Genomic DNA, 12,593 nt, shown 5'->3' with positions numbered 1-12,593 from the left:
ACCCGCTCGACTGATGTGTGACAGCATCGCTGGGTGCTGATTGTGATGTGTGGCCTGCAGGGGACCGGGAAGAGCACGATCGCCGGGCAACTGGCCCGGGAGCTGTCGGCGCCGGTGCTGCCCGTCGACCCGGTCGAGGTCGCGCTGTGGGCCGCCGGGATCGACCGGGACCAGCCGACCGGGCTGGCCGCGTTCGTCGTCGTCGGCGCGCTCGCCGGCACGATGCTGAGACTCGGTCAGACCGTCGTCGTCGACGCCGTCAACGACGCCGAGGTGGCCCGCCAGCAGTGGCGTGACCTGGCCGCCCGGCACGAGGTGCTGCTGCGGTTCGTCGAGGTCGTCTGCTCCGACCCCGACCTGCACCGGCAGCGGCTCGATGACCGCCGCGACGTCGGGATCGCCGGCGACGCCGAACCGACGTGGGAGTCGGTGGAGGCCCGCCGCGAGGGCTTCGAGGGCTGGGACGACGAGCGCCTCGTCCTGGACTCCGTCGCCCCGATCTCCGACAACGTCCTGCGCGCCCTGGCGTACGTGCGCGGCAGCTGACGGGCGTTGCCCGGGCCGGGCCGGTCCGGAAGGATGCGGGGCATGGCCATGCCCATGGAGATCCTGGCCCGCACCGACTGGTCGGCGCTGGAGCACGCATACGGCTGCGCCGACGACCTGCCGGAGCGCCTCGTCGGACTGCTGAGCGGCGACGCCGACCTCGCCGGCGGCGCGCTCGCCGACCTCGACGCGGGCGTGCTGCACCAGGGCACCATCTACTCGTGCACGGCGCCGGTGGCGTTGTTCGTCGCCGCGGTGCTCGGCGACGCGCGCACGGAGCTGCCGTGCCAGACCGCCCTGCCGTGGGACGACCGGGTGCGCCCGTTGCGGGCCGCGCTGCTGGAGTGGCTCGGCGACGTCGGCGACAGCACCGCCTACAGCGACGGCATCCCCGACCCCGACGAGGCCGAGCAGGCCTGCCAGGCGATCAGGGCGGAGCTGTACCGGGCGGTCGCGCCGTTCATCTGGAACCCGGTCGCCTCCGTGCGCATCGCGGCGCTGCGGGCGGCCGGTCACCTCCTGCGCGCCCCGGACCTCGGCGAGACCCGCGAGGCGCTCGCCGGGCGGCTGCTGGAGGACACGTCGCGGACCGACCCCGTCGAGCGGGCGCATCTCGCGTTCACCCTCGACGGCTGGGACATCCCGCCGCGGCAACTGCTCAGCGACCCGGACGAGCGGGTCCGCGCGTACGCCGCCGTGGCGGCCGGCCTCGACGGCGACCCCGTGGCCCTCGCCGAGGTCCGCGCCGCGCTGCGCGAACCCGGCGCGATCGCCGACTGGTTCGACGACGACGAGGATCCGCAGCAGTCGGGCTGGTTCCTGCAGACGCTGGTCCAGGCGCTGCTGCGGCGCACGACGACGTTCGAGGAGGTCGAGCCGGAGGCGACCGTCATCGCCGCCGAGCCGGGCGGCTACGCCCGCGACCGGTGCCTCGAGGACCTGCTGCCCCGGGCCCTCCAGACGCCCTCCGAGGCCGGCCTGCGCTTCCAGCAGTCCATCGGACGCCCGTGAGCCTGCACTACGAGTGGACGCTGTCGCTGCGGCTGCGACCCGACGCGCCCGCGGCGTTCCTGGACGAGGTCCGCTACCACCTCGGCCTCACCGACCAGCCACCCGCGGACCCCTCGCTGGACGCCGACTGGCCGTGCCTGGCCGTCGACCCGGCCGACGACCGGCTGCCCGGCGGCGGCGCCGGCTCGCTGATCGAGCAGCACCCGTACCTGAACCGGCCCGCCTGCTTCGGGTTGTACGTGCGGCTGTACATGCTCGACGACGCGATGTACGACCTGGTGCAGATCGTCCCGCGCTGGCTCGCCCGGTGGTCGCTGACGCAGGGGTGGATCGGCGTCGCACGGGAGGAGCTCGCCCTGAACCCGTGGCTGAACTTCTACGTCCAGGACGGTCACGCCTACGCCGCCGAACCCGGCGGCACCCCCAAACCGTTCGACGACACGGCACCGCCGTTCACGCTGAGCCAGACCACCGACCTCCCGTAGCCTCCGCCCGTGGACGACGGACTGGACACGGCACGGGCGCTGCTGCCCGGCGCCCTGCTGGAGACGGTGGAACTGCTCGGCGGAAGCAGCCGGTCACGGGTGCGGCGCATCCGGGCCGACGACCGCACCCTGATCGTCAAGGAGTTCACCGGGGCCGGGGAAGGCTGGGCCCGGGAGGCCGCGGCGCTGTCCGTCCTGCCGCCGCAGGTCCGCGCGCCACGGCTGGTCGCGGCCCGCGCCGACCCGCCGACCGTGGTGATGTCGGACCTCGGCCGCGGGCCGAGCGTCGCCGACGCGCTGCTCGGCCGGGACCCCGCCGCGGCCGCGGAAGCGGTGGTCTCGTGGGCCACGACGATCGGGGTGCTCCACCGCGCGACGGCGGGCTCACGCGAGGCGTTCCGGGACGCCCTTGCCGGGGCGGCGCCGGAGTCGACCGTACCGGCGGACCTGCGGCAATCGGCGGACACCCTCGCCGCGCACTGCGCCGGGCTCGGCGTCGACGTCCCCGCGCACGCCCTCGGCGAGCTGCGCGCCCTCGGCACCCGCCTCGACAGTGACGGGCCGGCCGCACTGACGCCCGCCGACGCGTGCCCGGACAACAACGTGCGCACCGGCGACGGGCTCGCGCTGATCGACTTCGAGGGCGCGCAGTGGCGGCACGTGGCGTGGGACGTCGCCTACCTGACCGCGCCGTGGCCGTCCTGCTGGTGCTCGTGGCGCCTGCCCTCCGCCGTGACACGCCGCGCGCTGGACGCGTATCGGGCCGCGGCGGCGGTACCGGACACCGCCGCGTTCCGTGCGGACGTCGAGGCTGCCACGGTCGGGTGGGCGTTGATGTCGGTGTCGTGGTTCCTGCCGCGGGCGCTGCACGACGAGACCCCGGTCGCCGGACCTTCGCCTGCCGCCCCGGTCCGGGCCGCGCCGACCCGCCGGGCGACGATCCTGCACCGCCTCGACCTGGCCCGCCGCTCGCCCGTGGCGCCGGCACTGGCGGAGCTGGCGGCCCGCCTGCACGACGCGCTCACCGGTCGATGGGGAGCCGTCGCCCTGCGCGTCGCGCCCGCCTTCGACCCGCCGGCCGGTTCCGGCGGTGCCTGACAACCACCGCACCGGCCGGTGTCGCGGGTGGCGCTCAGCGTCGCCGGGCCGGCAGGACCAGCAGGGTGATGGAGTTCGCCGGGTACGTCGCATCGATCCTGCCCCGGTGCACCGCGAGGTCGTCGCCGTGCACGATCGTGTTGAGATCGGCGGGGCTGTAGGTGAAACGCTGCGCCGTGCCGTTGCCGTTGAAGCGGGCGACCGACAGCGGCGACGCCTGGTCGCTGCCCGTCTTGTTGACGACCATGACGGTCAGTGCGTTGTCGCAGAGGCGCTGCGCGCCGTACACCGCCAGCTGCCCCTGGTCGCTGCTGACCGCCGAGACGCTCACGTCGCCGAACCGGCTGCCCGCGCCGTCATAGTTGCGGTACATCCGGAACGCGTAGGCGCCCGGCTGGGCCGGTTGGGGTTCGCCCCACATGGTGGCGAGGTCGAGCCCCTCGCGGCCGAAGATTCCCAGGACGTCGGCCTCCGTCAGCGCGCCGTTGATGTCGTTCAGCGCGCCCCAGTTGTACTCGGTGATGGCGACCTTCGTGCCGGGGTAGTACTGCGCGACCCACGCCTTCATGGTGCGGATGAACTGCAGCGGTGGCGCGTTCACGCCGCCGGGGCCGATCCAGGACTCCTCGACGTACGTCGGATCCCACAGCGAGCGCGTGGATCGCAGCCGCAGCGCGTTGGCGTCGGGGTCCGTGCCGCCGCCGATCTGCGGGTAGTAGTGCTGGTCGAAGTAGTTGAGGAAGCGCTTCCCGCCGTGGGCGTTGCTGAAGTCCTTCATGTTCTTCAGGTACCACTGGGAGAAATTGAGCCCGCCGTGGGCGGCCGCGTCGGCTCCCGGGGCGCACCCGTCCAACCCGGAGGCGACCCATTCGCAGTAGCCCCAGCCCGACGGGCCGAGCACCGCGGCGCTCGGATCGGCGGTCTTGATGGCCGCCGCGGTCGCTGTGCTCTTGCCGCCCAGTTCGTCGTAGGACACGGCGTCGGGGTGCACGTCGCGGTGCGTGGCGTTCCACAGCACCGGTTCGTTGTCGAGCTCGTAGATCGGTACCCCGCCGCGCGCCGCGGGGCCGAATTGGCTCACCAGATGCGACACCATCTCACCGGCGAACGAGGCGTCCACCGGGATGGACGTGTCCGTGGGCACTGCGCCGGTGAGGTTCGTGCCGTTGAGCTTGCCGTTGCCGCAGTTGGCGTCCCACTGGTCGAACCCGTCCTGGGCGGGGAACCGGGTGGCCGGGAAGCCACAGGCGAACGGGTGTGCGCCGGGGGAGTCCTTGGCCACCCATCCGCTCATCGGCACGGTGACGACCTGCCTGGTACCGCGGTTCCGGTTGGTGGTGACGAACGACTCGACCGTGTTGTCGGGTCCGGCCACGATGTTCTCGAAGTACCAGTCGCTACCGGTGTTGTAGGTGTGGTTCTTGAAGTTGTACCGGGTGCTTGCGTTGCCGCCCCAGCGCGCCACCGGCAGGCCGATCTCGGCGGCGAACGCCGCCTCCGCTCCGTTCATGCCGTAGATGTCCGGACTGATCGCGTGCCGGGCGGCGGACGCGTCGACGGACAACGTGACCGCGGTGGCGGCCGAGGCGGGCTGGGCGGTCAGCACCCCCGCGACCAGTGAGACTGCCAGGCCCAGCGTCGTGGCCGCCCGCACCTTCCTTCGCCGTTGAGCGTTCATCACCGGTGCCCCCAATCGCCCGATCCATCGACATCCATCGACGAGCGTGGCCGGGTGCTCCATGTGGGTCAAGCCGCCCGCCGTCGAGGGCCGCCGGCGCCGGGGGTGCCGAGCCCCGCGCGCCTGCCCACCGTGGTGCGCATACGGGCCGAATGGGCGTCGATGCCGCCGTGCCGACATGCGGCGTCGTCGTCGGCGGCGTCGACCGCCGGCGCTGAACGTTACATGCGCGACGGGGGCCGGATGGTGTGTGTTCCGGTGTCGTGGCGGTCGTGCATTCGCCGACGGTCGTCGATGCCTCTAGCATCGACCGGCATCGACGTGTGGCTGCTGGCCGGAGGAGGAACCATGGTGAAAGGACCACCCGGCGGCAAGGCCGGACGACGGCATCGCGTGCTCCTCGCCGGCGCCCTGGGGGTACTGACCCTGACCGGCGCGATCGCGGTCCCCGGCGTGGCCGGCGCGGCCACCGGCCTCGGTGCCGCCGCCGCGGCCCGTGGTCGTTACTTCGGCGCCGCCGTCCAGCCGGCCAAGCTGACCGATCCGGTCTACACCCGGGTCATCGACCAGGAGTTCAACTCCGTCACGCCGGAGAACGCGCTGGAATGGGATGCGGTGGAGCCCGCCCGTAACCAGTTCAACTTCACCGCCGCCGACCGGGTGGTGGACCACGCCCGGTCACACGGCGCCGGCGTCCGGGCTCGAGGTCTGGTGTCGCCGAGCGCCAACCAGGTCGCCTGGGTAACCCTGCTCGGCACCGCCGACGATGCCCGAGTGGCGCTGCGCAACCACATCACGGTCACCATGGGCCACTTCCGCGGTCAGATCAAGACGTGGGACGTGGTCAGCGAGGCGTTCTCCGACAACGGCGTCGTCCGGCAGTCGGTGTTCGCGAACCGCGTCGGGCCCGGCTACATCGAGGAGGCGTTCCGGGCCGCCCGGGCGGCCGACCCCGGTGCTCGGCTGTGCTACAACGACTTCGGCATCGAGGACATCGGCCTCGCCAAGACGCAGGCCGTCTACAACCTGGTCCGGGACTTCAAGACCAGGGGCGTGCCGATCGACTGCGTCGGCCTGGAGAGCCATTTCATCAGCAGCACCGCGATTCCCAGCGCCTACCGGCAGACCATCTCGGCCTTCGCGTCGCTCGGCGTAGACGTGGAGATCACCGAACTGGACATCGGAGGCTCGGGAACGGCACAGTCCGACGGGTATCGGCGGGTCGTCAGCGCCTGTGTCGCGGTGTCGCGCTGCACCGGCATCACGGTCTGGGGCGTACGTGACAGCGACTCGTGGCGCTCCAACCTGACCCCACTGCTGTTCGACGCCACCGGCGCCCGCAAACCGGCGTACTACGGGGCGCTGTCCGGCCTGAGAATCTGCGCGCGCACCTGCCACCTCCCGTGACACCCGCAGCATTGTGAACGTCATTCGTACTGGTCGCCACGCCTGCCAGGAGGCCCATGATGCCGGTCACCGTGCTGGCCGCCGCGGAGACGACGGTCCACGAGCTGGTGATGCCGCACGGCACCCTCGGCGGGCGGATCACCACGGACCCGGGCCAGTCCGCACCCGGCGCCCGGGTCCAGCTGTACGCGATCACCGGCGGTGCCCCCTCGCCACCGTGCTGACCGGCACCAATGGCGAATACCTGATCAGCTATCCACCGGCGGGTCAGCTACGGGTGGCGGTGGCCGCCGCCGAACGCGGCGCCACCAACCAGTGGACGTACCGGCGCCGCAGCTACACCCAGGCCGACCCGGTCACCGTCACGCCCCGCCAGCACACCACGGTGAACGAGCGGCTGTTCCCCTCGGGCGTCATCACCGGGCGGTTCACCCGCAACGGGGCACCGGCGCCCAATGTGGTCGTCTACGCCTACTCGCAGACCAGCACCGCGGAGTCGGTGAGCAACTGGACCGCCGCGGACGTCACCTTCCGGCTGCGCCCGTACCCGGGCAGCTACACAATCAAGTTCGTCGTGCCGTCCGGCACCGGCCTCGACCAGTGGCTCGGCGGGGCAGAGTCGCAGAGCGCGACCCGGCCCGTGCGGGTCGGCGCCGATCAGACGATGGTTCTGGACGAGCGGCAACTGCCGGTCGGGCTGGTCCGGGGCCGGCTCACCGATGCCTCGGGCCAGCCGTCGGTGGGCAGCGCCGTGGTCGTCTACGACACCACACGAGGCCGGCAGTTCCAGGCGACCACTGCCTCCGACGGCACCTGGTTCGTGACCGTCTGGCCCGGCACGTACGCCGTGCGGTACGAGACCGGCACGCAGGTGCAGTGGGCGACGGGGAAACGGTCGCCGGCGACCGCGGACCCCGTCGTGGTGGCCACCAACGGCACGACGGTCGTGGACGACGTCCTGCTGCCCTAGCTGGTGCGATGGGTCAGACCACGGGCAGCGGCTCACCGGTGACCGCGTCCCAGCGCCACACCGAGAAGTTGTCCGACACCGGCGAAGCACGCGATCCGCGCTGCCGGGCCGGAAGGCATGGCGCGTGGTGGCTCGCCGCTGGCGGCGACCCAGGCGACGGCAGCGACGACAGTCAGCAGCAGGCCGCCGGCGGATCCGCGTGGTGCCGGGTGGCCAGGGCCGTGGACGGTCGGCCCCAGGAAGGTCGCAGCGCCGCCGGGACGGCCCGGCAGCACCACTCCCGGCCGGCTGAACCACGACATGCTGGTCGCGCCGGCGTGCGTCCGCGAGGTGACCGCCGTGCCTGCTCCGCCGGCCGGGCGTGAGGCCCGAGCCGCGGAGCAGGCAGCGGTCGTGGCCGTTACGCGCCGATGTACTTGGCGAGGTGCTCGCCGGTGAGGGTGGAGTGTGCGGCGACCAGGTCTGCCGGTGTGCCCTCGAAGACGAGGCGGCCGCCGTCGTGGCCGGCGCCGGGGCCGAGGTCGATGATCCAGTCGGCGCGGGCCATCACGGCGAGGTGGTGCTCGATGACGATGACGGACTTGCCGGAGTCGACGAGGCGGTCCAGCAGCTTGAGCAGCTGCTCGACGTCGGCGAGGTGCAGGCCGGTGGTGGGCTCGTCGAGGACGTAGATGCCGCCCTTCTCGGCCATGTGGATCGCCAGTTTGAGGCGCTGGCGCTCGCCGCCGGACAGGGTGGTGAGTGGCTGGCCGAGGGTGAGGTAGCCGAGGCCGACGTCGGCCATGCGGTGCAGGATGGCGTGGGCGCCGGGCGACTTGGCGTGGCCGGCGGCGAAGAACGCCTCCGCCTCGGTGACGGACATCGCGAGGACCTCGCTGATGTTCTTGCCGCCGAGCTTGTAGTCGAGGACGGCGGCCTGGAAGCGCTTGCCCTCGCACTCCTCGCAGACGGTGGCGACGCCGGCCATCATCGCCAGGTCGGTGTAGATGACGCCGTTGCCGTTGCAGTTGGGGCAGGCGCCCGCGGAGTTGGCGCTGAACAGTGCCGGCTTCACGCCGTTGGCCTTGGCGAACGCGGTGCGGATCGGGTCGAGCAGGCCGGTGTAGGTGGCCGGGTTGCTGCGGCGTGAGCCACGGATCGCGGTCTGGTCGACGGAGACGACGCCGGCGCCCTTCGGGACCGAGCCGTGGATGAGGGAGCTCTTGCCGGAGCCGGCGACGCCGGTCACCACGCACAGCACGCCGAGGGGCACGTCGACGCTGACGTCGCGGAGGTTGTGGCGGGTCGCGTTGCGGATCGGCAGCGTGCCCTTGGGCGTGCGGGTCTTCGACTTGAGCTCGGCCCGGTAGTCGAGGTGACGGCCGGTCAGGGTGCCGCTGGCGCGCAGGCCTTCGACGGTGCCCTCGAAGCACACCGTGCCGCCGGCGCCGCCCGCGCCGGGGCCGAGGTCGACGACGTGGTCGGCGATCGCGATCGTCTCGGGCTTGTGCTCGACGACCAGGACCGTGTTGCCCTTGTCGCGCAGCCGCACGAGCAGCCCGTTCATCCGCTGGATGTCGTGCGGGTGCAGGCCGACGGTCGGCTCGTCGAAGATGTAGGACACGTCGGTGAGGCTCGACCCGAGGTGCCGGATCATCTTGGTGCGCTGCGCCTCGCCGCCGGACAGCGTGCCGGACGGCCGGTCCAGCGACAGGTAGCCCAGGCCGATCTCCACGAACGAGTCGAGGGTCTGCTGCAGCGTCGTCAGCAGCGGCGCCACCGCAGGGTCCTTGATGCCCCGGACCCAGTCGGCGAGGTCGCTGATCTGCATCGCGCACGCGTCGGCGATGTTGACGCCGTCGATGCGGGACTCCAGCGCCGCCTTGTTGAGCCTGGTGCCGCCGCACTCGGGGCACGCCGTGAAGGTGACGGCACGCTCGACGAACGCGCGGATGTGCGGCTGCAGCGCCTCCTTGTCCTTCTGCAGGAAGGACTTCTGGACGCGGGGGACGAGCCCTTCATAGGTCATGTTGATGTTCTCGACCTTGACCTTGACCGGCTCCTTGTAGAGGAAGTCGTGCAGCTCCTGCTCGCTGTAGTCCCGGATCGGCTTGTCGGCGTCGACGAAGCCGGACGCGGCGAAGATGCGCACCAGCCAGCCGTCGACGCTGTAACCGGGGATGGTGATCGCGCCCCCGGCGAGGGACTTGTCCCGGTCGAACAGCTCGTCGAGGTCGATGTCGCTGGCCTTGCCCATGCCCTCGCACTTCGGGCACGCGCCGGCGGGCACGTTGAAGCTGTAGTGGAACGACGGGCCGGCGCTCGGCACGCCGAGCCGGCTGAACACGATGCGCAGCATCGCGTTGGCGTCGGTCGCGGTGCCGACCGTGGAGCGGGAGTTGGCCCCCATCCGCTCCTGGTCGACGATGATCGCCGTGGTCAGCCCCTCGAGCAGGTCGACGTCGGGCCGCGACTGGCTGGGCATGAACCCCTGCACGAACGCGCTGTAGGTCTCGTTGATGAGTCGCTGCGACTCGGCGGCGATGGTGCCGAACACGAGCGAGCTCTTGCCGGATCCAGACACACCGGTGAACACCGTCAGGCGTCGCTTCGGGATGTCGACGCTGACGTCCTTCAGATTGTTCTCACGGGCCCCGTGGACCTTGATCAGGTCATGACTGTCTGCGACATGCACCGGGCCACTCTAGACGAGAGGTATGACAGTTTCGGCCGTTCAGCGCTCAGACGGGCGGGTGCACGGTGACCCTGTACCCCGTCCGGACCGCCGCGCGGGTCGGCGCCACCGTGACCCGCCTCATCGACTTCGCCACGACCGACGGCACCCTGTCGGTGGCCGGCACCACCGACTGCCCGCTGATCATCTCCGACGAGGGCGACCTCAACGTCACCAACACCGGGCACGTGCTGTGCCGCCGTTACGGGACCCTGCCGGAGGGCGCCGGCCTGACAGACGGCATCGACGACGCCGAACCCCAGAGCTGGGGCTGGCCGACGATCACCCTGAGCCGGGCCGAAGTGCCGGCCACGTTCGTGGACGGCCTGTACGGCGAAGACCTGTGGGTCGACACGAGGCTCGCGGTCGCCTGGGCCCGTGAAGGCCGGCCGTTGCTGCGCTGAGGCTGCCCGGCCCCCGTCGCCCGCGACGGACTCGCCGACGTCGTCGGTCAGGTCGGCGGAGCGTGCCACGGCGTAGCGATCCACGGTCCCATGGGCACGGACCATGACGATCACACGTCGCGGCGCTGGAAGGCGGCCGCGGCGAGGCCGAGGACGACCGCGACCCAGGTGCCGGCCCAGACGACATACGCCAACGTGAGGCCCGTGCGGCTCAGGAACGGGTGGCCCTCGAACGCCTCGCTGAACTGGGTGAGCAGCGTCGGGTCCTGGAAGGCGTGCATGGCGCCGCGCCACAGGCCGTCGGTCGGCAGCAGCATCCGGGACACGGTGCCGACCTGGGTGAGGCTCGCGTTGTTGAAGACCTCGCCGACGGCGCCGACGACGCCCGCGATCCAGGTGGCGCCGAACAGGCCGACCGACACGATGCCCGACGCCATCGGTGAGATGACGGTGGACAGCAGCAGGCCGAGGGTGAGCAGGGCGACGGCCTGGCCGGCGAGCAGGGCCAGGCCGGTCACCGGCTCGGGCGGCCAGTAGCCGACGGTGACCCGGACGATGACGAGCTGGGCGAGCCCGGCGACGGCGACGAAGCCGCTGCCGAACGTCACCAGGCCCAGCCACTTGCCGACCAGGACGGCGTAGCGGTGGACGGGGCGGGTCAGCATCGCCAGGGCGATGCCGGACTCGATCTCCCCGGCGAGGGACGGCCCGGCGAGGAACGCGGTGCCGAGCGCGGAGATCAGGCTCAGGCCGAACATCACCAGGTTGAGCACCGTCGCCGCGGCCAGGCGGGCCTCGCCGCTGGTCAGCCCGCCGAACGTGGCGTCGATGCGGGAGAAGCCCCACGCGCTGAGGCCGAGCAGCAGCAGCGTCATGACGGCGAGCGAGCGCAGCACCCGCCGCCGGGACGCCTCCTGCAAGGTGAGGGCGGCGATGATGAGGACGGTCATGCGGCGGCTCCGGTACGCAGAATGTCCAGCAGCCGTTCCTCGAGCGTGACCCGCGCGGGTTCGACGGCGTGCACCCGGACGCCCAGGGCGACCAGGTCGGCGATCAGCGCCGGCACGAGGTCGGCGTCCGGCTCGGCGGGCAGGGCGACGGTGAACACGGACCCGCTGCGGGTCAGTGCCCCGGTCGCGGCCAGCCGGGCGGCGGCCGCGTCGGACACGCCGTCGAGGCGGAGCCGCAGCTCGCGTCCGCCGAGCAGTTCGGCCAGGGTACCGGCGGCGGCCACCCTGCCCTTGTCGAGGATGACGACGCGGTCGCAGACGCGTTCCACCTCGCCGATGAGGTGGGAGTTGAGCAGCACGGCGACCTTGCGGTCCTTCAGTGCGAGCAGCAGGTCCCTGACGTCGGCGCGCCCGAGCGGGTCCAGTGCGCTGGTCGGCTCGTCGAGGATGACCAGCTCGGGCCGGGCGACCAGCGCGACCGCCAGCCCGAGCCGCTGCTGCATGCCCTTGGAGAAACCACCGACCCGGTCGCCGGCGCGGTCGGCGAGCCCGACCGTGGCCAGGCATTCGCGCCGTTCGCGGTCCGGCACCGCGGCGCCGGCGAGCCGGACGTGCAGGGCGAGCACCTCGGCCACGGTCAGCCACGGCTGGTACCGGAACAGCTCCGGCAGGTAGCCGACGCGGGCCCGCGACGCCGGGTCCCGCCCGGGGCGGCCGAGCAGCAGCACCTCACCGGCGTCCGGGCGCACCAGGCCCAGCAGGAACTTGATCGCGCTGGTCTTGCCGGCCCCGTTGGGCCCGAGCAGTCCGAGGACCTCGCCCCGCTGGACGGTGAAGGAGACGTCGTCGACGGCGACCTGCCGGCGGTACCGCTTCCGCAGGCCGGAACACCAGACCGCGGGCGATTCGAGCGAGGGGGCGCTCACCGGTCCCACCGCAGGCCACGGGCGACCGTCGCCACCGCCCGCGGCCTCCTCCCGCGACGCCCGGCGGCGCCCGGAGCGCAAATGGTTCAGCGCCGTGTGCGCCGCGGCGACGGTCAGCCAGCCGAGGGCCTCGGTCGCCGGCACCGACGAACGCCCGAACGTCAGGAACACCTCCTGCGCCACGTCCTCGGCCTGGTCCCTGGACCCGAGCACCCGCGCGGCGACGGCCACCACCCGCGGGTACGCGGACCGGAACACCTGCTCCAGGTCGGCGCGCACGACCATCCCACGCCCCGGAGGACTCGACACAGCGACGGCGTCCTTCCGCTTGACCAGCCTCGCGGGCGACCTCACCGCCGCGACGTGCCCGACGAACTCGACATCTTCCCGCACATCCACTGAGCA

12 protein-coding genes are annotated in these 12,593 nt (G+C 72.3%); 8 read left to right on the top strand and 4 right to left on the bottom strand.

All coding sequences use genetic code 11. From position 1 onward, the window contains the following. Positions 1-33: 33 nt before the first annotated feature. From OHA72_RS43545 to OHA72_RS43530, 4 genes are read left to right on the top strand one after another with little or no spacing between them, the layout of a single operon-like run. Entirely contained in the window at positions 34-546 is a 513-nt protein-coding gene (locus tag OHA72_RS43545; RefSeq protein WP_327001956.1) for a P-loop nucleotide/nucleoside kinase family protein, read from the top strand. A 42-nt stretch (positions 547-588) separates the two neighbouring features. Then, the gene (locus tag OHA72_RS43540; RefSeq protein WP_327001955.1) at positions 589-1,557 is read left to right on the top strand and encodes a hypothetical protein; all 969 of its coding nucleotides are present in this window, start codon (positions 589-591) and stop codon (positions 1,555-1,557) included. Beyond that, positions 1,554-2,042, top strand: a complete 489-nt coding sequence (locus OHA72_RS43535; RefSeq protein WP_327001954.1) for a hypothetical protein — start codon at positions 1,554-1,556, stop codon at positions 2,040-2,042. The genes OHA72_RS43540 and OHA72_RS43535 overlap by 4 nt, the downstream gene beginning before the upstream one ends. 9 nt (positions 2,043-2,051) lie before the next feature. After that, positions 2,052-3,140 (top strand): phosphotransferase, encoded by a 1,089-nt coding sequence (locus tag OHA72_RS43530; protein ID WP_327001953.1) that lies wholly within the window; start codon positions 2,052-2,054, stop codon positions 3,138-3,140. 34 nt (positions 3,141-3,174) lie between these two features. Here the strand turns inward: OHA72_RS43530 and OHA72_RS43525 are convergent, their stop codons facing one another. Continuing rightward, entirely contained in the window at positions 3,175-4,818 is a 1,644-nt protein-coding gene (locus tag OHA72_RS43525) for a glycoside hydrolase family 44 protein (protein WP_327001952.1), read from the bottom strand. A gap of 348 nt (positions 4,819-5,166) precedes the next feature. On the opposite strand from OHA72_RS43525, the gene OHA72_RS43520 reads away from it, so the two are divergent. Genes OHA72_RS43520 through OHA72_RS43510 form a run of 3 tightly spaced genes read left to right on the top strand, consistent with a single transcriptional unit; the run spans position 5,167 to position 7,195 of the window. Then, a complete protein-coding gene (locus OHA72_RS43520; RefSeq protein WP_327001951.1) occupies positions 5,167-6,225 on the top strand; it encodes a glycoside hydrolase family 10 protein in 1,059 nt (352 codons plus the stop codon). 56 nt (positions 6,226-6,281) lie between these two features. Further along, a complete protein-coding gene (locus OHA72_RS43515; protein ID WP_327001950.1) occupies positions 6,282-6,449 on the top strand; it encodes a hypothetical protein in 168 nt (55 codons plus the stop codon). Beyond that, positions 6,443-7,195, top strand: a complete 753-nt coding sequence (locus OHA72_RS43510; protein WP_327001949.1) for a carboxypeptidase-like regulatory domain-containing protein — start codon at positions 6,443-6,445, stop codon at positions 7,193-7,195. The genes OHA72_RS43515 and OHA72_RS43510 overlap by 7 nt, the downstream gene beginning before the upstream one ends. 400 nt (positions 7,196-7,595) lie before the next feature. Here the strand turns inward: OHA72_RS43510 and OHA72_RS43505 are convergent, their stop codons facing one another. Then, entirely contained in the window at positions 7,596-9,869 is a 2,274-nt protein-coding gene (locus OHA72_RS43505; protein WP_327001948.1) for an ATP-binding cassette domain-containing protein, read from the bottom strand. Between the two features lie 65 nt (positions 9,870-9,934). On the opposite strand from OHA72_RS43505, the gene OHA72_RS43500 reads away from it, so the two are divergent. Continuing rightward, positions 9,935-10,312, top strand: coding sequence for a hypothetical protein (locus OHA72_RS43500; RefSeq protein WP_327001947.1), 378 nt, complete (start codon positions 9,935-9,937; stop codon positions 10,310-10,312). Positions 10,313-10,422: 110 nt separating this feature from the next. Here the strand turns inward: OHA72_RS43500 and OHA72_RS43495 are convergent, their stop codons facing one another. Both OHA72_RS43495 and OHA72_RS43490 read right to left on the bottom strand, forming a co-directional pair. Then, positions 10,423-11,262, bottom strand: coding sequence for an ABC transporter permease (locus OHA72_RS43495; RefSeq protein WP_327001946.1), 840 nt, complete (start codon positions 11,260-11,262; stop codon positions 10,423-10,425). Then, on the bottom strand, positions 11,259-12,581 hold the full coding sequence (locus OHA72_RS43490) for an ATP-binding cassette domain-containing protein (protein WP_327001945.1): 1,323 nt from the start codon (positions 12,579-12,581) through the stop codon (positions 11,259-11,261). The genes OHA72_RS43495 and OHA72_RS43490 overlap by 4 nt, the downstream gene beginning before the upstream one ends. Between the last annotated feature and the right edge of the window lie 12 nt (positions 12,582-12,593).

The sequence above is a fragment of the Dactylosporangium sp. NBC_01737 genome (genome assembly GCF_035963215.1).
Lineage (GTDB): Bacteria > Actinomycetota > Actinomycetes > Mycobacteriales > Micromonosporaceae > Dactylosporangium.
The sequence above is the reverse complement of the archived record's forward strand: the minus strand, read 5'-3'. Positions and strand labels throughout refer to the sequence as shown.